Below are 25,604 nucleotides of genomic sequence, written 5' to 3'. Positions count from 1 at the left end.
TGATCCCTGAAGTAATGCTCCCTGAGTTAGGACATTTCGCCCTTATTATAGGTTTGGCTTTTGCTATATGTTTAAGCATTATCCCATTAGTAGGTTTGGCAACTAATCAACAACGTTTAGTTGGTTATGCTAAACCTTTAACCTTTGGCATGTTTGCCTTTACAACCATCAGTCTCATTATTCTCGGCTGGAGTTTTGTTATCGACGATTTTTCCGTTAAATATATTGCGGGTCATTCTAATTCTTATTTACCTTACTACTTTAAAATCAGCGCGGTATGGGGTGGACACGAAGGTTCTCTTTTGTTGTGGGTTTTCTCATTAACTGCTTGGACTGCCGCTGTCGCTAAATTCAGTAAAGGTATTGATGAAGCTTTTGTTGCTCGAGTTTTAGCGGTTCTCGGCATGATAGCCATCGGATTTATGCTCTTTACGCTATTAACGTCTAATCCATTTGAGCGACTATGGCCGATGGTGCCAACCGAAGGCCGCGATTTAAATCCACTGCTACAAGATATTGGCTTAATTATTCACCCACCGATGCTTTATTTAGGTTATGTCGGCTTTTCTGTTGCTTTTGCTTTCGCTGTTGCGGCGTTAATGTGTGGCAAGTTAGATGCTGCTTGGGCTCGCTGGGCAAGACCTTGGACCGTCGCTGCATGGATATTCTTAACATTAGGTATCGCTTTAGGGAGTTGGTGGGCTTATTACGAGCTTGGCTGGGGCGGATGGTGGTTCTGGGATCCTGTAGAAAACGCTTCCTTTATGCCATGGCTTGTTGGAACGGCACTTATTCATTCATTAGCGGTTACTGAAAAACGTGGCACATTCAGAAACTGGACCGTGTTACTGGCAATATTTGCTTTTAGCTTAAGTTTATTAGGCACATTTTTAGTACGTTCGGGTGTTATTACGTCGGTGCATTCATTTGCAGCTGATCCCGGTCGTGGCATGTTTATTTTATTATTGCTGGCAATAGCGGTTGGCGGTTCATTAACACTTTACGCTTTTAGAGCCAGTACCGTTCAAACGTTTAGCCGTTTTGCTTTGTACTCTCGAGAAACTGCGCTACTTATTTGTAATATTATTCTAGTGGTTGCAACTGTTACTGTTATGTTAGGAACTTTATACCCATTGTTAGTTGACTCAATGGGCTTAGGAAAAATATCGGTAGGACCTCCGTATTTCAATGCGGTATTTGTGCCGATAATGAGTTTACTTTTTGTCGTCATGGGTATTGGTCCGTTAATTCGCTGGAAAAAAGCCAAACAAGGTGAGTTACGTAAACAAATGTTCAGTCCACTCGTGATAAGTCTTGCCGTGGGTATTTCATTTCCATTTTTATACGGTGGTGAATTCGTACCCTTGGTTACTATGGGGGTAGGTTTAGCCTGTTGGGTTTTCCTTGTTGTTTTAAAAGAGTTAATTAATCAAATAAACTCGGGTAATGACAAATGGAAATTCTCTAAGCTAACGTTAAGCCAATGGGGCATGACCTGTGCTCATATGGGCATAGCGATCACTATTGTTGGGGTAACTATCGTCTCAGTATATGAAAGTGAAACGAACGTAAAAATGTACGTTAATGACAAAGTTCAAATTGACGATACCGATTACGAAATTGCTTTTAAAGGTATTAAACAGGTAAAAGGCGCCAATTATAGTGCTGAACAAGGCCAGATTGAAGTTTATAATAATGGTGAGTTTGTTACGCTTTTAAAACCTGAACGGCGCACGTACCTAGTACAAACCATGGGAATGACTGAAGCGGGTATTGATCCAGGTCTATTCCGTGATATTTATGTGGCATTAGGTGATCCCTTAGAAGGAAATGCTTGGGCAGTTCGTGTCCATTATAAACCTTTTGTTCGTTGGATATGGTTGGGCGCAATATTTATGTCATTTGGTGGGTTTTTAGCAATATTAGATAAACGCTACCGTCGTAAAAATATCATTAATAACGTACAGACAACCTTTTTAGTAACACCTGCTGCTGACAAACTAGCAACAAGCAAAGAGGGACATGCTTAATGGGTAAACTGATTCGTATTATTCCTCTCATTTTATTTATTGCACTAGGCGCTATATTATTCAGAGGGTTATCACTTAACCCGACTGAGTTACCTTCTGCGCTGATCGGTAAAAAATTTCCTGAATTTGCTTTAACGTCAGTGTTAAGTCAATCACAGATTATGACAACAGCTGACTTTAAACCGGGTATTAAACTGGTTAATGTTTGGGGGACTTGGTGTCCTTCATGTCGTTATGAACATGAATATTTAAACAAACTGTCAAAAACAAATCGTTTTACTATTTATGGTTTAAATTATGATGATGAGCGAGAAGATGCAGCTCAGTGGTTAACTAAACTCGGTAATCCTTATCAATTTTCAGCTTTTGATGAAGAAGGGAAACTCAGCGTGAATTTAGGCGTTTATGCAGCACCTGAAACCTTCGTTGTTGATCACAGTAATATTATTCGTAAGCGTTATGCCGGGCCACTAACACCAGAAATTTGGCAAAGTGAATTCGAACCACTGATTACACAAATTGAAGCTGATTTTTTAGCCTCAACTCGCCATAAAGGGAATCAGTAATAATGTTCAGTAAATACGCAGTTATAGCACTTATAGCAACGGTTACTATATTCAGTTCATCTATTTTAGCAGCGCCGGTTGATACTTATGTTTTTAAGGATAAAGTCACAGAGAATCGTTTTAATTCACTTAACAAAGAATTACGTTGCCCTAAATGTCAAAATCAAAATTTAGCTGATTCAAACTCACCCATTGCTGGTGATTTACGTCGAGAAGTTTACGATATGCTTCAAGCTGGTAAAGCAGATATGGAGATTGTTGACTTTATGGTCTCTCGTTATGGGGAGTTTGTTTTATATCGTCCACGAGTTAATAGCTTAACTTATATTTTGTGGTACGGTCCCGCAGGGCTGCTCTTCATTGGTGCTATCGTTGTTGTGCTTATTCTGCGAAGGAAGCCGGTAAAAAATGCCCAAAAACCATTAAGTACTGATCAGAAAGACAAACTTGATCAAATTCTAAAAAATAAATAAGGCTGTCTCATGGAATTAATTTTTATCATTATCGCCTTTTTATTACTGATATTAGTAGTAGTGTGGGCACCTTTTATAAAACAACAACAAAGTACCGTTACCATTGATGATACGCAACGCGATGAAACAAACGTGCGTTTATATCATGAGCATAAAGCTGAAATAGAAAAAGATTTTCAGCAAAATAATATTGATGATGAAAACTATCAGTATTTATTAACAGAGCTTGATAATACGTTATTACAAGATATGGAAAATCAAGATATTGAAAGTAATACTCCACAAGAAGTTAAGGTATTAGGTTTTGTTTGGCCAGTCGGTTTATCGCTTTTTATTTTGGGTTTTAGCTTTTATTTATATGCTGAAATAGGTACTTATGAAAAGTTAACTACAATGACGCCACAAGCGCCAATGCAACAATTGGTGAATCCCGAACAACAAGTGGTTAACGAACTTAAACGTTTGATGGAAGTCACTAAAACTGAACCTGAAAACTCAGACGCTTGGTATAGTTTAGGGCAGTCATTAGTTAACGTTGGTGAATTTGATGGCGCGTTAAAAGCATATGATCAAGTGCTACGTATTGAGGGCCCACAAGCGGATATATTCGGTGCTAAAGCGCAAACAGTCTACTATAAGAATGAGCAAAAAATTGATAGTACAGTTCAAGGGTTTATCGACCAAGCGTTAACGATTGATCCTAATGATCCCTCTACTAATATATTATTGGGCATGCATAATTTTATTGCTGGTAACTTTCAAATCGCTATTTCTCACTGGCAACGTGTTGTTGATTCAGATAAAAAAAATGTTAACAAGCAAGCGTTATTAGAAGTGATTGAAGAAGCGAAAACTCGCATGGCCAATCGTGATAGTAAGGGGGGTAATCTCAGTGAAGCTGATGAAAGCACCACAGGACCTCAGTTAACGGTAAGTGTTTCGTTAAGTGATGAAATATTAGCTACATTGTCGCAGGAAGACGACAGAACTGTCTTCATTTATGCGATACCTGCTGATACTTCGCTCGGACGTATGCCACTAGCTGCCATTAAGTTATTAGCGAGTGATTTACCTATCACCATTATTTTGAATGATTCTCGTGCAATGACACCACAAGCGAAGTTGAGTGATGTTGATACCGTGCATATTTATGCAGTAGTTTCCGCTTTAGGTGGCGCAGGTATCAAATCAGGCGATTTTAAAGCAGAACTTAATGATGTAGCTACAAGTACAACAGAGCCACTAAATTTAGTGGTTAGCAATATTGTCCCATAAGATAAGCGATATTATTTTTTGAAACCTTTCATCATCATACTGAATTCTTTCAGTATGATGATGTATAAATAGGGTATATTAATGAATCGTATTTTTGTCGACATTTAAATAATAGAGTATCTAATTCATGCCTAAATTTTCTGGACGTTTTCACGGCCGCACAAAAGAAATTCATAACAAAAAAGCAAAAATTGGTGTATTACTCACTAATCTTGGCACGCCTGAAGCGCCAACTCCTTCAGCTTTACGACGCTATTTAGGCGAGTTTCTCTCTGACTCTCGTGTGGTCGAAATACCTCGACTTATTTGGTTAATGATATTGCACGGTATTATTTTACGGGTTAGACCAAAAAAATCAGCTAAGTTATATGAGAGTATTTGGACACCTTCAGGCTCACCATTATTGGTGATCAGCAAACAGCAAAAAGATGAAGTCGCCAAAGTACTTGCCGAAAAATATGGTGAAGATGTAAAGGTTGAATTAGCAATGCGCTATGGCAAGCCTACAATCAATGATGCTTTAGATAGATTACAACTTGCCGGTGTTAGTAAAATAATCACCCTACCGCTTTACCCTCAATATGCTGGACCTACAGTCGGTTCAACGTTTGACGCCGTTGTTAATAAAATTAAGTCGTGGCGCTGGATACCTAGCTTAAGTTTTATTAGCGGTTATCATGATAACCCTAAATATATAGCTGCACTTGCGCAAAGTGTAAATAAGCATATTGCAGAACATGGTAAGCCGGATAAGTTAGTATTATCTTTTCATGGTATGCCTAAGTATTTCTTAGAGCAGGGTGACCCTTATTATTGTTGTTGTGCAAAGACAACGCGTTTATTAATGGAAGCGTTAGCCTTTACTGAGGATGATTTTGTGATGACCTTTCAGTCACGCTTTGGTAAAGCAGAGTGGTTACAACCTTATACCGATGTAACGCTTGTTGATCTTGCCGCTGATAATAAGCATGTCGCTATTATTAGCCCTGCATTTAGTGCTGATTGTTTAGAAACTTTAGAAGAGTTAGTGCACGAAAACCGAGATATGTTTATTGGTGCTGGTGGCGAAACGTATCATTATATTCCAGCTTTAAATACCGATGAAATGCATATTGATGCGATTGTAGATATCATTTCTACAGAGATAACCCACTAACTAAAATAAGGCACCGTATTTTATAGCCTTGCTGATACCTTTTACGGGTGTTTCCGCTGCGCTATTTAATACCGGTGTCACTATTGTAAACCTCCCTTCATTAGCTCACTTCTTTTTATTAATTAACAAATACTATGGCTGCGCCAATAAGTTCTTTTAAAACGCGATTCATCGGCCCAGCCGTACAAATAAACTCATAGCGATAAGAACACATACTCTTGTTCAATCACTGATGCGTTTTTGATGATCTTTAGTGATGACTTTGTTAATGGGTTCGATAGCAACGGGGTGTTTGAAGGTATGTGCGTTCTTTAAAAAACGTGGTGTGTTGAATTTTAGTATAAAAAAAAGCGCAACAATTTTCATTGTTCCGCTTTTTTTATTCGGATCCTAAGATCCTTTAATAACTACAATAAGTCGTTATTAAGAAGCAATTACGTTTTCAGCTTCAGGACCTTTTTGTCCTTGCTTGATAGTAAAAGTAACAGCTTGGCCGTCAGTTAGTGTACGGAAACCGTCACCAGAGATAGCGCTGAAGTGAACAAAAACGTCAGGACCGTTATCTTGCTCGATGAAACCGAATCCTTTAGATTCGTTAAAAAATTTTACTTTACCAGTTACTGAATCAGACATGTGAACATTTCCCGTAGGTTTAATAATTAAAAAATAGTAATAAGTGGATTATCCACTTTGATATATACGGAGTAAATGCTCTCTACCTATAAAAGTACAGACAGAGAAAGGTTTCCAATAACACAAACTAGTAGCGTCTGAGGTTAATCAATAATCACCTTTATAAATAAAGGTTAATAGTTGAAATATCCTTCTCCCGAAACGCAAAAACTCAACGCAAAAGTATGTTAGCACAATATTTTATTGAGATCCTATAAAATCTTTAAGATTTAGTGACTTTTTTATGACATAAAAAAGCCAGCTAAGGTGCTGGCTTTATTGAATATTTATAACTGAGAATCATTATTATTTATCAATGACACATAAATGACGACTACAACGCTGAAATTTGTGTCATTTGTTCAGCAAGCTTTGTTAACGCAGATTCTGCATCGGCTAACTTAGCTTTTTCTTTGTTAATAACCGCCTCTGGAGCTTTACCAACAAACTTTTCATTACTTAGCTTGCCACGTGTTCTATCAGCGTCTTTTTCTAACTTATCAATGGCTTTAGCTAATCGAGCGAGTTCCGCTTCTTTATCGATTAAGCCTGCCATTGGTATTAAGACTGATAAATCTCCAACAACGGCTGTTGCTGAAAGTGGACCGTTATCATCATCCGCTAAGACCGTTATGCTTTCAAGTTTTGCTAAAGCACTTAAAAACTGTTGATTTTCATCTAAACGACGTTGATCATTTTCGTTAACATTTCTAAGTAATACCGGTAACTCTTTACTTGGAGAGATATCCATTTCACCGCGAATATTACGAATAGCAACAATAAATTGTTTTACCCACTCTAAGTCGTCAATCGCTGTTTGATCACATTGGCTTTCATCAAATTGAGGGAAACTTTGCACCATAATACTGGCAGTTTCATTACCTTTGAAATCAGTAACGAAATTACTCAATGGCACAACACGCTGCCAAATCGTTTCAGTAATGAATGGCATGATGGGATGCATTAAACGTAATAAACTTTCTAGAACAGTTACTAAAGTATGACGCGTACCACGTTGTTGTGCTTCACTACCTTTAAATAACACTGGTTTGGTTAACTCTAAGTACCAATCACAAAACTGGTTCCAAGTGAATTCGTAAAGTGCTTGTGAAGCTAGGTCAAAGCGGAATGCATCAAAAGATTCATGAACAGTTTTAACGGTTTGCTGAAACTGGCCTAGTATCCAACGGTCAGCTAATGAAAATTCCATTTCACCTTGTTTAGCGTTAACCAGTTTTCCACAGTCTTGCTCTTCGGTATTCATTAAGACGTAACGACTTGCATTCCATAATTTATTACAGAAGTTGCGGTAACCGTCTAAGCGTTTCATATCCCACGTAATGTCACGACCTGTTGAAGCAACAGAGGTTAAGGTGAAACGTAAGGCATCCGTTCCATGCGCTTCAATACCTTCTGGGTATTCTTTTTTAGTTAATTTGTTTATTTTTGCGGCCAACTTTGGCTGCATCATATTACCCGTTCGCTTTTCCAACAAGTCTTCAAGGGCAATGCCGTCAATCATATCTAGCGGATCAACAACATTACCTTTTGACTTACTCATTTTATCACCATTTTCATCGCGAATAAGCCCTGTCACATAGACTTTTTTGAACGGAACTTGTGGCTTACCATTTTCGTCTTTAATGAAATGCATGGTCATCATGATCATGCGTGCAACCCAGAAGAAAATAATATCAAAGCCAGTAACGAGCACATCAGTTGAATGGAATTTCTTAAGATCTTCCATACTACTTGGCCAACCTAAGGTTGAAAATGTCCACAAGGCTGATGAGAACCACGTATCAAGTACGTCATCGTCTTGTTTTAAGTTAACATCAGCACTTAATGAATACTTAGTGCGAACTTCTTCTTCGGTTCTACCCACATAGACACCACCATTGTCGTCGTACCAAGCTGGAATTCTATGACCCCACCAAAGCTGACGAGAAATACACCAATCTTGAATATCACGCATCCAAGCGTTGTACATGTTTTCATATTGTTTAGGCACAATTTCAATTTCGCCATTTGCTACTGCGTCAATGGCAGGTCCAGCGAGAGGTGCCGTGCGAACATACCATTGATCAGTCAATAATGGCTCAATGATCACACCAGAACGATCACCATAGGGTGCAACTAAATCATGTTCTTTTACTTCAACTAAAAAGCCTAAGTCTTCAAACGCGGCAACAATGGCTTTGCGGGCAACAAAACGGTCTAAGCCAGCAAATTCAGCCGGTAATTCAGTGCTATATGCATCTGAAGGCTCGCCATTGTTCTTATAAACTTCGGCGACGGCTAAAATAGCGGCGTTTTTATCTAAGATATTGATTAAGGGTAAATCATGACGTTTACCCACTTCGTTATCATTAAAGTCATGGGCTGGTGTGATTTTTACACAACCAGTACCCTTGGCCATATCGGCATGGTCGTCGCCAACAATTGGAATTAAACGATTAACTAAGGGTAATAAAACATTTTGACCAATCAGGTCTTTATAACGAGGGTCTTCAGGGTTAACTGCTACACCCGTATCACCTAAGACGGTTTCTGGTCGAGTTGTTGCTACGACTAAGTAGTCATGACCTTCAGCCGTTTTTGCGCCGTCAGCTAAAGGATAGCGCAAGTACCACATGTGGCCTTTTTTATCTTTGTTTTCAACTTCTAAATCAGAAATAGCGGTATGGAATTTTGGATCCCAGTTAACTAAACGTTTACCACGATAGATTAAGTCGTCTTCAAATAAGCGCACAAAAACTTCTTGCACGGCTTCAGACATGCCGTCGTCCATCGTGAAACGCTCGCGAGTCCAGTCAATTGAGTTCCCTAAACGGCGCATTTGTTTGCCGATAGTGCCACCTGACTCGTTCTTCCATTCCCACACTTTATCAATGAATGCATCACGACCGTAATCATGACGTGTTTTATCTTCTTCAGCGGCAATTTTTCGTTCTACGACCATCTGTGTTGCTATGCCGGCATGATCCATTCCGGTCTGCCATAAGGTATTTTTACCCTGCATACGTTGATAGCGAATTAAGGTATCCATAATAGTCTGTTGGAACGCGTGTCCCATATGCAAGCTACCGGTAACGTTAGGTGGTGGTATAGCGATGCTATAGCCATCTCCTTCGCCAGTTGGGCTAAAATAACCTTGCTCTTCCCAACTTTGATAAAGAGACTGTTCTATTTCTGAAGGATTGAATGTTTTTTCCATGGGAATGACTACTTAACTTGATTGATGTGCATTAATTGAATTTGACTGTTGTGGCGCGGTTTGATTATCCACTTGAAACCCCCATTGACGATAGCCCTTATAACGCTCTCGAGCCTGCTGTTTTAGGGTTTCATCACTGGGTACAAAATCAACAATGTGTGAAAACTGATTAGCAAAGTTTGGCACTGTGCTGGTTAAATTTATTAAAATAGCGCGACGATTAGTGGGCGGCTGCCAACTAATTTCAACGGCTGCGCCATTTTTAGGGCCTTCGCCCGGTAAATTGTGAGGAACAAAACTGTCAGGTTCAAATGCCCAAAGCAGTTCATCTAATTGATGAGCCGTTTGCTGATCAGCGCAGTAAATAAATATACGTTGATTTTGACGGTAAAAATTAGCAGCCTGCAAACAAGCATGGGCATGGGGCTGTTCAGCCACATGGTCATACTTTGCATTATCGTCAAGCAAATAAAACATTACTTGTGTTTGCATGTTCGCATTGTTCCTTTTATTGCTTTCTTTTAGTTTAAAGCTATTCGCTTTGCTCTGCGCCAGCACGATTCAATAAAAATTGAGTCAACAAACTTACAGGGCGGCCAGTCGACCCTTTTTCTTTACCACCACGCCAAGCTGTACCGGCAATATCAAGATGTGCCCAATGATACTTTTTAGTAAAACGCGCCAAGAAACAGGCAGCAGTTATAGTACCTGCACCTTTACCACCTAAATTGGTAAAGTCGGCAAATGGACTTTCTAGCTGTTCTTGGTACTCTTCCCATAACGGTAAACGCCATGCGCGGTCGCCACTTTGTTCAGAAGCATTCAATAACTCATGTGCTAATGGATTGTGTGTGCTTAATAAACCAGAAGCATGTTTACCTAAAGCAACAACACACGCGCCGGTAAGTGTTGCTACATCAATAACAAGTTCTGGATCAAAACGTTCAACGTAAGTAAGCGCATCACACAACACTAAACGGCCTTCAGCATCAGTATTTAATACCTCAACTGTTTGACCTGACATCGTCGTTAAAATATCGCCAGGACGATAAGCGTCGCCACCGGGCATATTTTCACAACCGGCTAACACACCAATAACGTTAATCGGTAGTTGTAATTCGGCTAAGGCATGCATAGCACCTAAAACACCCGCTGCTCCACCCATGTCATATTTCATTTCATCCATAGCTTCGCCAGGCTTTAATGAAATGCCACCTGAATCAAAAGTAACACCTTTACCGACTAAAACAATGGGGTTAACGTCAGCAGCAGCGCCATTATATTTAATGACACTCATGATCGATTCATTGCGAGAGCCACGACCAACGGCAAGATATGAACTCATGCCCAATGCTTCCATTTCTTTCTCACCAACAATCTCGGTACTGACATTGTCGTAATCGTGTTCTAAAATTTTAGCCTGTTCAGCTAAATAAGCTGGGTTACAAATATTTGGCGGCATATTAGCCACATTTTTACAGGTAGTTATGCCTTCCGAAACAGCAAGCGCATGAGAAATTGCACGTTCGCCCAAGGGTAACTCTCTACGTGTTGGCACATTGAAAACCATTTTACGTAACGGACGGCGAGCTTCAACTTTGCGAGTTTTTAATCCGTGGAAGTTATATAAGCAATCTTGGGTCGCTTCAACGGCTTGGCGCACTTTCCAATAAGTATCTCGACCTTTAACGTGTAATTCTGATAAAAAGCATACTGCTTCCATTGAACCCGTTTCATTTAAGGTACTAATGGTTTTACTGATAATTTGGCGGTATTGGCGTTCATCAAGTTCACGCTCTTTACCACAACCAACCAGTAAAACACGTTCGCTTAAGATATTAGGGACGTGATGAAGCAGTAACATTTGCCCTGATTTACCTTCTAAATCGCCACGACGTAATAAGTTACTGATGTAACCTTCACTAATTTCGTCAAGTTGTTCAGCAATCGCTGAAAGACGGCGAGGTTCAAAAACGCCAACGACTATACAGGCGCTACGTTGCTTTTCGGGACTACCACTTTTTACGTTGAACTCCATGAGCTCTCCTAATTCGTACAAAAACAAGCTGTTTTTAAATGAAATTTACGAGTAAACTTGTTTAAATCTATAAATAATCGATATGCTTACTTTTAAAAGTATTCAGCGACAGGCTATAATTATAGCCTGATGCAAGCGAATTCCCTTCAGAGCAAAAATTAATATTACTTATGAAAACGACAAGTTTACTTAAAAATAGAGCAAATGTCAGAAAAAAACGATGTTTTTATAGGGAATTCTTATGATTATCTTTCGTTATTTACTCAAAGAAGTCGCTAAAACTCAATTAGCGGTATTTTTAGTGTTGATGACTATATTTATCAGTAATAAGTTTGTCAGTATTCTTGATGATGCGGCAGAAGGTGGCACTCCCGGACATTTGGTTATGGTCTTTATTGGCTTGAAAATACCTGATTTAGCGGGAATGATTTTGCCCCTGAGTTTATTTTTGGGGGTTTTACTGGCTTACGGGCGTATTTATGCCGATAGCGAAATGACAGTATTGCATGCCTGTGGAGTCAGTGAATGGTATGTGGTGCGTGTTACGCTTATTTTAAGTTTAATTACGGCCATTTTTACCGGTGTTTTTACCTTATATCTGTCGCCAATGGCTTCGGAATACGAGTATCAAGTTAAAGAACAGCTAGCGACAGATTCGGGTTTAAGTTCTCTTATCGCGGGTCGTTTTCAAACAACAGGTAATGAAAAAGCCGTTGTTTTTATTCATGATAAAAATCGTGATGATAATACCTTTGAAAAGGTTTTTGTTGCACAGTTACCAGATAAAAAAGCCACCGATAAAAGCATTATCAATGCAAGTTTGGTTTATGCACAATCGGGTCAGGTGATTGAAGAAGATAGTGGCTCTCAGCGTTTAGTGCTGAGTGATGGTACGCGTTATCAAAACGATACGAAGAGTAAGGAGTTCAAAGCAGTCTTTTTTGATAAATACTATATTCAAATACAAGATCAAAAAGTGGCGCACAAAAATCGAAAATTAAGGGCTATTCCAACGCCTGATTTATTCAAAGATGACACCGCGCAATATAGTGCTGAAATACATTGGCGTATTGCTTTTCCTATTGCGTGTTTGATCATGACTTTAATCGCAGTACCATTAAGTGTTGTGAACCCAAGGCAGGGGAAGTTTGCTAAAATGTTACCTGCATTATTGTTGTTTTTAGGGTATTTTTTAATGCTTACTGCGGTACGTTCTGGCGTTGAATCTTCAACCATACCTAAAAGTGTAGGGTTATGGCCTGTACACTTTTTTGTATTTGTTTTAGGCGTAAGCTTACTGGTTAAAGATCGCAGTAGCTGGTTGAAAGTGAAAGCTAAATTGCCTCAGTTAATGCGAAACTTTACTCGTAAAGGAATATCATCATAATGCGTATATTAGACATATACATTGGCCGAATTATAGCATCGACGACCTTTATAACATTATCCGTTTTTGTAAGCCTAAGTGGCATAATTAAATTTGTTGAAGAAATTAAAACAGTAACAGAAGGAAAGGGCGATTATGATATTGCTCATGCCGCTTTATTTGTGCTTTATAAAATCCCCCCTGATATTGAAATGTTTTTTCCAATGTCGGCATTGATTGGTGGTTTGATTGGTATGGGCATGCTCGCATCAAACAGTGAACTTGTCGTTATGCAAGCCGCAGGTTTGTCTCGTGTAGATATTATTAAGTCAGTGATGAAATCAGCGACTATTCTTGTGCTTATTAGTATGGCTGTAGGTGAGTGGTTAGCACCTGAAAGTGAATTGGCGGCAAGACAACTCAAAGCACAAGCCATTTCAGGAGGAAGTTTGATTCCCTCTGCTGATGGTACTTGGGCAAAAGATGGCGATTATTTTGTTCATATAGGCGAAGTAGAAGACAAAGGTAAATTAAATGATGTTCAAATATACCGCTTTGACAAATCATTAAAACTAGCCAGTTGGCTGTCTGCAGAGAGTGCCATTTACCAAAAAGATGCCTGGCAGTTACGAGATGTTGTTGATACCCATTTAAATGAAAATAAAATGACTAAAGAGTTATCATCTATTAAAATGTGGACATCGAGTTTAACCCCTGAAAAACTGGGTGTCGTTATGGTAAAACCTGAGCTTTTATCACTACGTGGCTTGTCAGAATATTTAAGTTATTTGGAAGAAAACAATCAAGACCCTAGCCGCTACGTGTTAGCTTTTTGGCGAAAAATAGTTCAACCTTTAACGGTAGCGGTAATGTTATTACTTGCATTATCCTTTGTCTTTGGACCCTTACGATCTGTTTCTATGGGTGCAAGAATTATGATGGGGGTAGCGACGGGGATTTTGTTTTTTATTACTAATGAAGTACTCGGCTCGTTAAGTTTAGTATATCAACTACCTGCGGCTTTTGGGGCGCTAATGCCCAGCTTTATCTTTGTGTCGTTAGCGTTATATTTAATGAATATACGGCCCAGTTAGCTTCAATAAAAAGATCTTATACTGGATAGTGGCTTTGATATAAAGGCATGATAATTTTTATCATGCCTTTATATTTTTGGATTTAGATAATAATCGCTACAAGCGACCACGATTAGCTTCTAACGTTAAAAGCACAACCTCTGTCTTTGTCAGCCTATCTTGTAAACTCAACTTATTTTTACGATCAAAAATTACGTTAAGGTTTCCTAGACCAAGTAGCGTAGGTAGCAATCTTTTTAAGCCAGTAACTTTATTGATTAAAGAACCATCTTGATTTTGAACACGTAAACGCCACGCTTTCATTCCTAATGTTTGACCTGTCTTGGACCAAAACCAAATAAAGAAAAATGATACCCAAGCAAGTTTCCAAAACTCATTTGGCCATTTTAACCAGGCCGTATTGGCGATGGTATCAGAAAAGTGGTCATAGCCTTGCAATCCAAACAAACCAAAGTGAAAACCTAAGTACATGAGTAGAAAAGATATTGCACCTGCGGTCATGTAAACCGCAATGGCAATTAACAGATCATAAACCCAAGAAGCTAAGCGGCGACGAAAACCAGCTCGAGGGAAAGTTTCTACACTATCAGAAGTTACAGATGTCATTAAAAGCCTAAAAGAGTGAATATACAAATTTCAACTATTCTAGCAAAGCTATTGATAAAAATTAACCAATGAAAATTTAAATAATTCTGTAAACATCACAAACGTATAAATATTCAGCAAACAGTCGGCTGAGTAATAAAATATATTGCTAAATAAACTGATGTTCGTATAATGCCGAACAGATTCATTAATGCAGTTATTTTGATGAATAAAAATTTAAGTCTTTGGTAGATATGGTGGTATGTTATCTACCTACAAAGCTTTGCAAAGTTATTTGGTAAATTCAGAAAACTTTGCAAAGCTTAAACAGCTTGAATTCCTTTGCCGCAGTGGTGGAATTGGTAGACACGCCGGATTCAAAATCCGGTTTCGAAAGAAGTGACGGTTCAAGTCCGTCTTGCGGTACCATTATATGAAAGCCCTGATTCTAAAGAGTCGGGGCTTTTTTATTTCCGAAATACAATATTAAAATAATTAATTCATGAACCGCTATAATATGCGTGTTTATTAAATGGTATTAAAAAGGTTTTTACATGGCAGCTACAGCGCACGCACTTCATATATTGGTTAAGCACAAAGAAATTGCCGAAGATATTCTTAAGCAGTTAGGTAAAGGCGCTAAGTTTCAAACGTTAGCTAAAAAATATTCGTCATGCCCGTCTGGTAAAAAGGGCGGTGATTTAGGTGAGTTTAAACGAGGCCAAATGGTACCTCAGTTTGATAAAATAGCGTTTAATGGCGCAATATTAGAACCTCATCTTGTTAAGACTAAATTTGGTTGGCATGTTATTAAAGTGCTTTACCGGACTTAACTTGTAACTACTTTTCTTTAGACATCATTGGTTTAACATCGCGTAGATTTAAGATAAATATTAATAGTTCAACAAATTTTGAATGGAAAGTGTTTGTCGGTAGGGGCAAACCGCTGAAATGACTAAATTACTGTTATTGTCAGTGTTAGTTTTGTAAATAAAATCACAAAGGTTAACCATCACTGGATAAGTTTGGCCATAAATGATGTTGTTAAATGGACTTACAGTGAGGATCTCATGATTTTAAGTCAGTTATGTTGCGGAGATGCAAGCACTCATTATATTGCTTAATCCTATAAGTAATCATTTTTAATAAAATTATAACCCGTTAATATTTTACTATAATTTACTGCATTATCTGTATCGACTTTGCTTTGCTTAATATTGTCCTTTGGTTTATAACTAAATTAATCCTGTTAATAAATTATACTAATTAATGATTAAACAAACGATAAAAATCAATTCTATTCGACTGAGAATAATTTTTTTAATAATTTTGATTTTTACGATTGTATTATTGTTTTTTTCATATTTTTTAAAAGATTTTATTACTGGAGTCGAGCAAGATTTAGGTAAAAAAATGGTGCTTCAACATGCCATTATCAACAAAGAAAAAGTCATTAGTCATTTTACACAAAACTTAAATCTAATTAAACGTTCCTTACTCAATAACACGTATCAAGATTGGATGAAAAATAACGATAATGAAAAATTTAAAGAAAAAGCGATTCAGTCTATTGAAGCCGATTGTCAAGTTATAGAATGTTATGGCTGGTTTATCCTTTCAATTAACCCTCTTACGAGTATTGATTGGAATCAAGGGAGCAATACCATAAAAACGGTTCCGCTTAAATTAGAAGAAAATTCTTGGTTACCAAAGAAGCTAGAAGAAAATAATGAGTTTTACGTCGATGCTGACATTAATACTATTGATGGTAATACCTACGTTTTTTTTGATTATTTAGTAAGGGATAATGATCAAGTGATTGGAACAGTTGGAAGCTACGCACAAGTTTCAACAATTGCTAATCAAATACTCAGTTCCTCTGACCAAGATATTTTAGATGTACTTATTGATAATCATGGTGTATTTCGTACAAGTTTGAATGAAAATACCAGTCGTTACCATCCAACGCTTGCAAAGTTTTTGTATAATAAGGAATGGCATCAAGTCATTGGAGGGGATTTAGATAAAAGTAGTTTAACGCAGCTAAAAAATAATACTAACAGTGATTTAATAAAAACGATTGATATCACAATTAATGAAGTTAGCTATATTGCCGCTATTGTGTATATCGAGGAAATAGAGTGGTATGCAATGAGTTTGTTTTCAAAAAAAGCAATGGAAGGAAGTATTGTTATTATTCCTCTATTATTAGTGGGTGCTTTGTTACTGTTTAGCGTTATTGGACTCACACTTTATTTTTTGAATAAGCTGATTTTTAAGCGACTTATCGTGATGAATAAATCAGTTAATAATATTGCATCAGGTAATTATAAATACTTAATTAAAGATTCTAACTCAGATGAATTAGGTACTTTAGCTCAAGGGATAAACACCATGAGCCAAGAAATTTCAAAAAACTTATCAAAAATAAACTCTCAGAATGATGCGCTAAATGATGCTATTGATAAAGCAAATGCAGCAAATAATGCAAAATCTATTTTTCTCTCTAACATAAGTCATGAAATTAGAACCCCTATGAATGCAGTGTTAGGTTTTGCTGAAATAGGAAGAAAGACTCACTCTTTATCTGAAAAAAATGAATCACTTGACCAAATAGAACTTTCAGGTGGGCACTTGCTCCAAATAATTAACGATGTATTAGACTTTTCTAAAATAGGATCAAAGCAATTGGAGTTGGAAAATATTGGGTTTAGCTTTAGTGCTATTCTTGAAAAAGTCACACAAATCTGTAGGCCTAGTAGTGATAAAAAAAATCTATCGTTCAATATCCTATTAGATGATTCTATACCTAGGAATTTAATTGGTGATCCTCTAAAAATAGAAAAAATCATCATTAATTTGGTTAGCAATGCTATAAAATTTACTGAACATGGCAGTATTGATATAAACACTCGTTTAAAAAAACAAAACGCAAGGGGCGTTATCATCGAAATAAGTGTTAAAGATACAGGAATAGGTATAACGCCAGAACAACAAAAGAACTTATTTATAGTTTTCTCTCAAGCCGATAATTCAATCACCAGAAAGTTTGGTGGCACAGGATTAGGATTAGCAATAAGTAAACAATTAGTTGAATTGATGTGTGGGGGAATAACACTAAAAAGTGAACCTGATAAAGGTACTGAATTCAAACTCACTATCCCGTTAGCATACTCTACTGAAAAGTTAGATAATGAAAAAAAAGAATCATCCTATTTTGATTTAGTAAGGTTAAAAGCGGCTTTTTATGGAAAAAAAATATTGCTAGTTGAAGACAATAGAATTAATCAAATTGTAGCCAAAAAAATGCTAGCGCCATTAAATATTTCAATTGATCTTGCAGAGAATGGCTTACAGGCAGTAGAAAGAATGAGGACAGACACTTATTCGTTAGTGTTAATGGATATACAAATGCCTGAGTTAGACGGACTTCAAGCTACAAAGCAAATTAGAACATTTGATAATGATACTATAATCATAGGTATGTCAGCGCACGCTAGTATCCAAGATACTGAAAAAGCGATTAAATCAGGAATGAATGATTATATGACTAAACCTATTAAACAAGAAAAAGTGTTTTTGATGATGTCAAAATATATCTTTTAGTCTGTAAGTAACTCACACCAATAAATCTTGTCTTTAGAAGCAAAATCACCCGAAGTACAGGGATACGTTTCTTAAACGTTCAATAGCAATAAACTTTATGTTATGCCCACAATAATAAAATTAATACGCTAGTAATAATTAAAGCCATCCCTAAGAACTCTAGTAAAGATATTTTTTCTTTAAATATTCTATAGGTAATAAACAAGGTAATAAAAAACTCAACTTGCCCTAATGCTTTTACGTAAGCGGCATTTTGAAAACTTGCTGCAGTAAACCAACCGATAGAGCCTATGACACTGGTTACGCCAACAAACAAACAAATACGCCAATACTTAACCATTTGCAGTAATTGATTTTTGTCTTGAAAATAGACATAAATAAAAGATATAACTGATTGAACGGTGATCATAAAGACTAACGTGACCGCAGCACTGAGTAGTAAATCGGTTTCTAATGCTAAACTTGATTGTCTTATCAGTAATGTTGTTATGGCCAAACCTAAGCCAGCAGCAAGGCCAAATCCAGCACCCGGGTTACGAAATATATCGTCAAAAGTAAATTTTACTTTTGACGCGAGTAAAACACCGACAACACCAACAGCAACAGAAAACCAACCCAGGTAAGTTAAACTTGTCGAAAAGAGTAAGGTGCCAACAACTGCAACTAGAATAGCCTCTGTTTTTGCTAAACTAGAAGCGACTGAAAAATTACGATATTTAAACGCAATAACTAAGCAGACTGTACCAATTATTTGGGTAAAACAAGCGATTACTGCATATTTTAGGAAGTTTGGATTAATTGTTGGCATGGCTAGCTGGCGATATTCAAGTATCCACCATAGATACAACCAAGCAAAAGGTAACGCATATAAGTAGCGTACGCCAGTAGTTGCCATGGCATTTAGGTGGTTTGAAAGCTGCTTTTGTCCAGCGGTGCGAATGGCTTGCATAAGCGCAGCTAATAAAGTGAAGTAAATCCAAATATCCAAAAAAATTCCTAAATATTATTTTATGCTTGTTTAATAAATAGCTGCAGCGTGAAAGTGATCGTATTACTTTTATCTTGTAGATAAATGAATACCAGCTAACATACAGCGAATAGAGCCCCCAGCGATTTCTATTGTAGATACATTAATAGGGACAATCTTAACGTAATTTTTAATCATCAATATCTGACTTTCAGTCAACGAATTATAGGCTGTTGTAGACATTGTTAAAATATTACCATTAGGTGTAGAAAGCTCTAATGCATTGCCGGCAAATTGACATATTTGCTCATAGGTTAGTTCAATGATTTCTTTATCACTTTGCTGAAAACGATCGATTAAACTTGTGCGTTCGACTAAGTTTTTAACACAATCTAGTCCAATAAGCACAAAGTTAGTCGCCATACTCATTAATACATTGGTATGGTATACGGCCACATTATTATCATCTGTGGCGGTAAATGGAACTGGCTGATAATCGAAGTCCTTACAAAATTGATTTAGCACGCATTCACTCATGCGATTTGAAATAACGGCATAAGCATATCTATTTGAATGGTCTAATACCATAGAGCCTGTGCCTTCCAAAAAAAGATGCTGTTTTTCGAGCATAGAATAATCGACAACTTTATTGACTTGATATTTTTTTGATAATAATTTTATGATTTCAGGGTTCTTTTCTTTGCGACGATTCTCACAATACATGGGGAAAATGCCAATAGTGCCATCTTCATGTGTTGTAAACCAATTGTTCGGAAAAACAGAGTCCGGCGTGTCTTTTGTAAAGTCATCAAAAGCATGGACGGTAACACCATGTGATCTCAATATTTCAATCGTTTTTTGAACCTCTTTTCCTGCTTCTGCTGCAATATATTCAGCTGACATAGCCAGATTTGTCTGTTGAAATACATTATCCGCAGCCGTTTCAGGGTTCGCCATGAAATGGTGCGGACGGATCATAACAACAGCTGAAGGTGATTGATTAGCGTTTTTCATTAAGGTGTCCTTTAAGCTAGAAAAATAACTAGTTAAGTCATGTAAAAAGATTTTTTTGATCGGTAAGCTCAGGCACTAACTCGATAATTTCGCCGATGTTATGTCCCACGATTAGATCCTTGAGTAATCTCAGCGCTGAATAATCTTCCAATGCAAAAACAACCGAATCAAAGATGGTAATATCATCAGCTGAAGTTCTACCAAGGTGCTTGTTAGCAATCACTTGCCAAAATTCAGTAACAGGGTGATCGTTGGCAATTGTTGAATGTCAGTAAAAATAGTCAAAATAATTCCTTGGTTAATTAATAGGAATTATGAACCTTATAAGCGGCAACTATTAGTCTAAGCTTTTCACTAAATTGATAACTAACTATGCAGTTTGCTATGTATTTTTTTTATTTTGATAGGTTTCTTTGTGGCTTGCAGGTTAATTGTGTATGACTCATTAAAATATAATTTTCAATGAGTCATGATTAACTATGATCTAACTTGATGGGAGGAGAGTAAAATACTGGTTTCAGAAGCAGAAATTTCAGGTATTCCTCTTATTCTACATAATATTCTATCAAACTCTTTAAGTGAACTTGTTTGCAACTCAACAAGCATATCCCAACGACCATTAGTTGTATGGATAGTACAGACACTAGGCTCTGACATTAGGGCAAACTTAACATTTTTAGTTGAACTGCCCTTTATTTCAATATTCATATGAGCACGAACCAAAGACATTTTATCATCAGTTTCTGTCGAGACTAATATAGTATAACCTGTGATGATATTGCGCTTCTCTAATTTGGTTAATCTATTTTGTACTGTTGCTCGAGAAACATTAATTTTTTTAGCTAAGTCTGATACAGAGGTACGAGCATCAGTTCGAAGTATACTAATTAATTGTCTGTCGATATTATCAAGTTCGCTCATACTGAAAGAAGACCTTAGCAAATTGTAATTATATTGTGTAATACTAGTTAATTAACGAACTAATTAAAAGCACATGTTTGTGCCACAATAAGTTCATGAATATTCAAAAAAGAATAATATGAAAATAATCTTAATGGGTATAATCGCATTACTGTTAAGTTCAAACGCATTTGCATCCGAGCTAACTATCGATCAACATATTGATCAGCTACTTGTACCTATAGCCGATTTATTTACCCGTATCATTTTTTACAGTGTTGATGTGGCAGGAACTCAGTTCCCGCTCATTGTTATGTGGCTTATCATCGCTGCTGTGATTTTTACGGTCTATTTTGGCTTTCTTAACATTCGTGGATTTTCTCATTCTTGCAAGGTTATACGTGGTGATTTCTCAAATCCTGATGATCCAGGTGAAGTAAGTCACTTTCAAGCATTAACCACCGCACTTTCTGGCACTGTAGGTTTAGGTAATATTGCCGGTGTCGCTATTGCTGTTTCAATTGGTGGGCCTGGCGCGACATTTTGGATGATTGTCGCTGGTTTTATGGGCATGTCTACAAAATTTCTTGAATGTACTTTAGGTGTAAAATATCGGCACATAAATGCGCAAGGACAGGTTCATGGCGGACCTATGTATTATCTTAAAGATGGTTTAGCGGAATTAGGCTTTAAAAAGCTTGGTAAAGTATTAGCGAGTTTCTTTGCTGTTTGTTGTGTAGTGGCATCACTGTGCGGCAGTAATATGCTGCAGTCCAACCAAGCCTTTCAGCAATTTGTTATTGCTATGGGTAATGAAACGAGCTTTTGGGCAGACAAAGGTTGGCTCTTCGGTAGCTTACTCGCTGTTGTGATTGGTGTTGTTATTATTGGTGGTATTAAAAGTATTGCTAAAGTTACTGAAAAAGTAGTGCCCTTAATGGCCGGGCTCTATTTGTCAGCGGCTCTTTTTGTTTTGGCCTATCACTATACAGAAATTCCACATGCGGTTAGCCTTATCGTTAATGGCGCATTCAATCCCATAGGTGTTGTTGGCGGTATTATTGGTGTGATGATTCAAGGCTTTAAACGTTCAACATTTTCAAGTGAAGCTGGTGTTGGTGCCGCTTCAATTGCTCACGCAACCGCCTCTACAAAAGAGCCAGTTAGAGAAGGTTATGTGGCGTTACTTGAACCTTTTATCGATACAATTGTTATCTGTACTATCACTGCATTGGTGATTGTTATTACCGGGGCTTATCAAACAACAGAGGGTATTGATGGGGTTGCGTTAACCTCTAGAGCTTTTGCCAGTGTTATTTGGTGGTTTCCTTATGTGCTTAGTATTGCAGTTTTGATGTTTGCCATTTCAACCATGATTTCATGGGCATATTATGGCTCTATTGCTTGGGGATATTTGGTGGGGGAATCGAAAGTGTTAGACTTGCTTTATAAAGTCGTTTTTTGTATGTGTACAGCCCTAGGTGCTTCAGTAAGTTTAAATGCTGTTATCGCAATTTCAGATTCGATGTTTTTTTCGATGGCTATTGCAAATATCATTGGATTGTATTTATTGGCGCCACAAGTCAAACTTGATTTGAAGCAGTACCAAAAAACATACTGCCCCAAATAATGTAAGGTTAAGTTATTGTTTTAATGTATTTTGATATATCACTAAAATTTAACAGCAAAACCGACCGATATACTTCCCTCAAGCCACATACTATTTTCTAATAAAGCGTGACAGGTGGTTCCTTGACAAAATAGTTGATTATCCTCTTCAATATAGCTTGCGTAACCTCGAAGTTCAGTAACAATTGCGAAGTTACTGGAAAGTTCGTAGCGGGTACCCAAAGCAACCGTGACTGAAGGGTATATTTTGTCTTTATTATCAGTTTCAAAAAATGTTCCACCAATCCCTAATGATACTGTTGAAACATAGCTTTGTTGTTTAAACTGCGCAACACCACTGAAATGTAGATAGGTAACATCAAAGGAATGTACTTGTAAATCAGTCGTACTGATGAAGTTATGACTCACCGTATTGAGTAATATTTGCCCTTGGCCCTTAGGTGAATCTTGCCACGCTATAGCTAAACCATAATTGGTAGCATCATTTACAGCTAAATCAATACTACCTTGACTGGTTACTAAATCGGAACTGAACATCTGCCCTATAAAGGGAGTGATTTCAATATCTCGAGCATCGCTTGAAAAAGGTAAAAGTAATAAAGCGGTATTGATAAATATGATGTAGTTGAAATTCACAGACATTAATAACGTTCGCATTTTATTACCTTTTTCAATAAACAGTAAACAATACTGTTATTATTAGCTTTATTACTAGGAAAATTCAAGCTTTACAATGTTTTAGTTATCTGCAGCTTACCTGCTTGATTATTTAAAAAGATAAGTAATTGTTCAAATATCTCAACACCAATTGTTTGACCTTGGCTGGCAGTTTCTTTATGAGCAGTTACTAATTCAAAGCGGGGTAAAATTTTTGTTATGGTCTGACCATTTTCATTATTTACTATCTGTAATACTCCAGCGTTAACAATAACTTTAGTGATTTGTAATAAGGGAAGTGTCACTTTACCTTGTTGCTCATCCTCAATAACGCTTGTTGCCATAATCAATTGAGGGATATTCTTTTGAACGGTGGATAGCAGTGTTTCTGCATTTAAACTCTCTCTGTTGATATGAAACAATGCGTTTAAGCCATTAATGGTAATACTGTCAATGATGATGACGTCTTCGCTTAAGGTATCTCTGTCAATCACTAAATCAATTGAAGCAATACTAACTGTCGGCTGGGTAGACGCTTTAAAGTTTGTTGGTTGAGAAGGGCTGAACACTAAATTGGTAATGGTACCGCTACTTTGATAGCCCCGCATGGTGACATTTTCAACATTTACATTTTGCTGGCTTAGTTGGGAACCAATATTTTGAAGTTGATTTTTAATATGAAAGTTTAAAGAGTCACTGGCTAAGAACCATAGCGCAGCACCACATGATAATAATAAAACAAAAGCTATGGGTGCAAATTTATTCAAGGGGTAATCCTAGGTGAATAGCAAAAAATTATTATAACGTACTTTTATTATTGAATTTTACTTGGATAAATATTTTATGTGAATCAAGTGTCAACCAGGATGTTTTTTATTCATCTTGATTAAAAACAATACATGATATATAAGATAGCTGAATAATAAAAATCAATAATATTAATAAAGATTCAAAATAATAATAAAAATAAGGATCGTTAATGGTGAATATCAATAAAAAGTTATGGTCATTTAATTTTGGCTGTTTAATTGCGGGTACATTTTTTTGGTTAACCAGTTTTGGTGTTTCTGCTCCAATATTTGAAGTTTTTTATGATTACCCTCATTTTATACTTCATTATTATTCAAGTTTAGTAACCGCCTTTTCAGCTTTTCTACTTACCAGTGTTATTATCTTTATTATGGGGCGTTTTTTTAATGTTTGTGCAAGTGAACATACTTTTTGGTTAGTTTTACCTAGTTTAGGATTTATTATTTTAGCTATGCTCTTTAGTCAATCAATATTGATCACTATGTTGTATGCCGCATTTCCTGCACTTATTGTTATGTTTACTATTGCGATAATGAGACGAATGCCTAAATATAAAAGGCTAGTATAGTGTATGTTAAATTAGGATATATTGTATGCAATAATGGCTTGGTGATATGATAATTCATCTTACTCGCTAATTAGCTATTAAAAAATTACGCAAACTCTTTCAGCGGCAACGTTGAATCGTAATTTACTCTATCCAAAATTAATCAATGCGTTGCAAAAATATTTTACTGAAAATATAATGTTACTTTTCCGTATACATTTTGATATTGAAAACCCTCAAGAAATCCGAGAAATAACATTATTGATAATGCAGGCAAGGCAAGTAGGTGATGTTGATGGTATTAAACTGCTTACAGTAGCCCCACAATTAATAGCAGCACATGCAAGTGTTCGTCGGATTAAAACAGTGTATGTCTGGGGCGAAGTTTATTGAAAGCTCAGCTTGTTTTTCCGCAAATTAAACAGCTAAATATTCACTGCGAAGCCATTGAAAATTTAAAAGAGTTTGCCAATAAGGAGGATACTATTTCTTGTGCTACGCTAAGTACAGAACCATTAATTTGGGGGGGAATGGTTACAAAAAGGTTATATTTAGACATGGTTGCAGATTATCGCCCTGATATATGTGAAATGGATGATCAATGTTTACTACGCTAAAAATTTTTTGTAGATAATATGGAAAGTGCATTACGTGAAACTGGACATTTGGTTATCTCGTTGCAAACTAAAGTGATACTACCTGAACATATTAATGCTGATTTATTTCCCTGTGTAGTCACCAGTATATTTTTGAGAGGAAGTGAGAAGATATTACTATTTTTAAGTCAGTAGTACATGCGTTGGAAGACCTTATCGCGGCTAAGCTTTTTGCAGAATATGTTCATATGAGTTTGTAACGTTAAATATGTTGATTTTAATTGTTTTTTAGTATGTTAATGTTGTTTTTCTATTGACATTAAACAGCATCAATATTTTAATGATGCATATCTTGTTTCAATATTATGGGCACTCTTACCCATATTCTTACTTTTAATTGATGGTG

At 36.8% G+C, this 25,604-nt stretch carries 24 protein-coding genes and 1 tRNA gene; 14 read left to right on the top strand and 11 right to left on the bottom strand.

Annotated features, from left to right (window positions below; genetic code table 11):
- The first annotated feature begins 14 nt into the window (after positions 1–14).
- The 5 genes from H4J52_RS09935 to hemH all read left to right on the top strand — a co-directional run bounded on the left by H4J52_RS09935 (position 15) and on the right by hemH (position 5,500).
- On the top strand, positions 15–2,030 hold the full coding sequence (locus tag H4J52_RS09935) for a heme lyase CcmF/NrfE family subunit (protein ID WP_182182103.1): 2,016 nt from the start codon (positions 15–17) through the stop codon (positions 2,028–2,030).
- Entirely contained in the window at positions 2,030–2,596 is a 567-nt protein-coding gene (locus tag H4J52_RS09930) for a DsbE family thiol:disulfide interchange protein (protein WP_182224585.1), read from the top strand. The genes H4J52_RS09935 and H4J52_RS09930 overlap by 1 nt, the downstream gene beginning before the upstream one ends.
- A 2-nt stretch (positions 2,597–2,598) precedes the next feature.
- Positions 2,599–3,069, top strand: a complete 471-nt coding sequence (locus tag H4J52_RS09925) for a cytochrome c-type biogenesis protein (protein ID WP_182223302.1) — start codon at positions 2,599–2,601, stop codon at positions 3,067–3,069.
- Between the two features lie 9 nt (positions 3,070–3,078).
- Entirely contained in the window at positions 3,079–4,344 is a 1,266-nt protein-coding gene (gene ccmI / locus H4J52_RS09920; RefSeq protein ID WP_182181715.1) for a c-type cytochrome biogenesis protein CcmI, read from the top strand.
- 127 nt (positions 4,345–4,471) lie between these two features.
- Positions 4,472–5,500 carry a ferrochelatase gene (gene hemH / locus H4J52_RS09915; RefSeq protein ID WP_182181716.1) on the top strand — a complete coding sequence of 343 codons (1,029 nt, stop codon included), beginning with the start codon at positions 4,472–4,474 and terminating at the stop codon, positions 5,498–5,500.
- 423 nt (positions 5,501–5,923) lie between these two features.
- Here hemH and H4J52_RS09910 read toward each other — a convergent pair whose 3' ends face one another.
- The 4 genes from H4J52_RS09910 to pepA all read right to left on the bottom strand — a co-directional run bounded on the left by H4J52_RS09910 (position 5,924) and on the right by pepA (position 11,427).
- Positions 5,924–6,133, bottom strand: coding sequence for a cold-shock protein (locus H4J52_RS09910; protein WP_070375833.1), 210 nt, complete (start codon positions 6,131–6,133; stop codon positions 5,924–5,926).
- Positions 6,134–6,506: 373 nt separating this feature from the next.
- A complete protein-coding gene (locus H4J52_RS09905) occupies positions 6,507–9,389 on the bottom strand; it encodes a valine--tRNA ligase (protein WP_182181717.1) in 2,883 nt (960 codons plus the stop codon).
- A 12-nt stretch (positions 9,390–9,401) separates the two neighbouring features.
- Positions 9,402–9,881, bottom strand: a complete 480-nt coding sequence (locus tag H4J52_RS09900) for a DNA polymerase III subunit chi (protein ID WP_182181718.1) — start codon at positions 9,879–9,881, stop codon at positions 9,402–9,404.
- A gap of 40 nt (positions 9,882–9,921) precedes the next feature.
- Positions 9,922–11,427, bottom strand: coding sequence for a leucyl aminopeptidase (gene pepA, locus H4J52_RS09895; RefSeq protein ID WP_182181719.1), 1,506 nt, complete (start codon positions 11,425–11,427; stop codon positions 9,922–9,924).
- A 241-nt stretch (positions 11,428–11,668) separates the two neighbouring features.
- Here pepA and lptF point away from each other — a divergent pair, with 241 nt between their 5' ends.
- Together lptF and lptG are read left to right on the top strand one after the other, a co-directional pair.
- Positions 11,669–12,814, top strand: coding sequence for an LPS export ABC transporter permease LptF (gene lptF / locus H4J52_RS09890; protein ID WP_182181720.1), 1,146 nt, complete (start codon positions 11,669–11,671; stop codon positions 12,812–12,814).
- The gene (gene lptG, locus H4J52_RS09885; protein ID WP_182224584.1) at positions 12,814–13,887 is read left to right on the top strand and encodes an LPS export ABC transporter permease LptG; all 1,074 of its coding nucleotides are present in this window, start codon (positions 12,814–12,816) and stop codon (positions 13,885–13,887) included. The genes lptF and lptG overlap by 1 nt, the downstream gene beginning before the upstream one ends.
- Positions 13,888–13,983: 96 nt before the next feature.
- Here the strand turns inward: lptG and H4J52_RS09880 are convergent, their stop codons facing one another.
- Entirely contained in the window at positions 13,984–14,493 is a 510-nt protein-coding gene (locus H4J52_RS09880; RefSeq protein ID WP_182224583.1) for an RDD family protein, read from the bottom strand.
- Positions 14,494–14,816: 323 nt separating this feature from the next.
- Here H4J52_RS09880 and H4J52_RS09875 point away from each other — a divergent pair.
- From H4J52_RS09875 to H4J52_RS09865, 3 genes are all read left to right on the top strand, one after another.
- Positions 14,817–14,901, top strand: a tRNA-Leu gene (locus tag H4J52_RS09875).
- Between the two features lie 125 nt (positions 14,902–15,026).
- On the top strand, positions 15,027–15,305 hold the full coding sequence (locus H4J52_RS09870; RefSeq protein ID WP_182224582.1) for a peptidylprolyl isomerase: 279 nt from the start codon (positions 15,027–15,029) through the stop codon (positions 15,303–15,305).
- A gap of 436 nt (positions 15,306–15,741) precedes the next feature.
- Entirely contained in the window at positions 15,742–18,078 is a 2,337-nt protein-coding gene (locus tag H4J52_RS09865; RefSeq protein ID WP_182224581.1) for a hybrid sensor histidine kinase/response regulator, read from the top strand.
- A 100-nt stretch (positions 18,079–18,178) separates the two neighbouring features.
- Here H4J52_RS09865 and H4J52_RS09860 read toward each other — a convergent pair whose 3' ends face one another.
- The 4 genes from H4J52_RS09860 to H4J52_RS09845 all read right to left on the bottom strand — a co-directional run bounded on the left by H4J52_RS09860 (position 18,179) and on the right by H4J52_RS09845 (position 20,980).
- Positions 18,179–19,066, bottom strand: coding sequence for a DMT family transporter (locus H4J52_RS09860; RefSeq protein ID WP_182181725.1), 888 nt, complete (start codon positions 19,064–19,066; stop codon positions 18,179–18,181).
- A 69-nt stretch (positions 19,067–19,135) separates the two neighbouring features.
- Entirely contained in the window at positions 19,136–20,059 is a 924-nt protein-coding gene (ctlX, locus tag H4J52_RS09855) for a citrulline utilization hydrolase CtlX (protein WP_182181726.1), read from the bottom strand.
- A 37-nt stretch (positions 20,060–20,096) separates the two neighbouring features.
- Positions 20,097–20,318, bottom strand: a complete 222-nt coding sequence (locus tag H4J52_RS09850; protein ID WP_310649600.1) for a hypothetical protein — start codon at positions 20,316–20,318, stop codon at positions 20,097–20,099.
- A 218-nt stretch (positions 20,319–20,536) separates the two neighbouring features.
- Positions 20,537–20,980, bottom strand: coding sequence for an Lrp/AsnC family transcriptional regulator (locus H4J52_RS09845; protein ID WP_182181727.1), 444 nt, complete (start codon positions 20,978–20,980; stop codon positions 20,537–20,539).
- Positions 20,981–21,098: 118 nt separating this feature from the next.
- Between H4J52_RS09845 and H4J52_RS09840 the strand changes: the two genes are divergently transcribed.
- Positions 21,099–22,589, top strand: coding sequence for a sodium:alanine symporter family protein (locus H4J52_RS09840; protein WP_220460119.1), 1,491 nt, complete (start codon positions 21,099–21,101; stop codon positions 22,587–22,589).
- Positions 22,590–22,630: 41 nt separating this feature from the next.
- Here the strand turns inward: H4J52_RS09840 and H4J52_RS09835 are convergent, their stop codons facing one another.
- Positions 22,631–23,245, bottom strand: coding sequence for a hypothetical protein (locus tag H4J52_RS09835; RefSeq protein ID WP_182181728.1), 615 nt, complete (start codon positions 23,243–23,245; stop codon positions 22,631–22,633).
- 71 nt (positions 23,246–23,316) lie between these two features.
- Positions 23,317–24,012 (bottom strand): hypothetical protein, encoded by a 696-nt coding sequence (locus H4J52_RS09830; protein WP_182181729.1) that lies wholly within the window; start codon positions 24,010–24,012, stop codon positions 23,317–23,319.
- 212 nt (positions 24,013–24,224) lie between these two features.
- On the opposite strand from H4J52_RS09830, the gene H4J52_RS09825 reads away from it, so the two are divergent.
- The 3 genes from H4J52_RS09825 to H4J52_RS09815 all read left to right on the top strand — a co-directional run bounded on the left by H4J52_RS09825 (position 24,225) and on the right by H4J52_RS09815 (position 25,219).
- Entirely contained in the window at positions 24,225–24,623 is a 399-nt protein-coding gene (locus H4J52_RS09825; RefSeq protein WP_182181730.1) for a hypothetical protein, read from the top strand.
- 111 nt (positions 24,624–24,734) lie between these two features.
- On the top strand, positions 24,735–24,995 hold the full coding sequence (locus H4J52_RS09820; protein WP_182181731.1) for a hypothetical protein: 261 nt from the start codon (positions 24,735–24,737) through the stop codon (positions 24,993–24,995).
- Positions 24,992–25,219 carry a hypothetical protein gene (locus H4J52_RS09815; RefSeq protein WP_182181732.1) on the top strand — a complete coding sequence of 76 codons (228 nt, stop codon included), beginning with the start codon at positions 24,992–24,994 and terminating at the stop codon, positions 25,217–25,219. The genes H4J52_RS09820 and H4J52_RS09815 overlap by 4 nt, the downstream gene beginning before the upstream one ends.
- Positions 25,220–25,604: the final 385 nt, after the last annotated feature.

This window comes from Colwellia sp. MB02u-14 (genome assembly GCF_014076915.1).
Taxonomy (GTDB): Bacteria; Pseudomonadota; Gammaproteobacteria; order Enterobacterales; family Alteromonadaceae; genus Colwellia_A.
The sequence above is the reverse complement of the archived record's forward strand: the minus strand, read 5'-3'. Positions and strand labels throughout refer to the sequence as shown.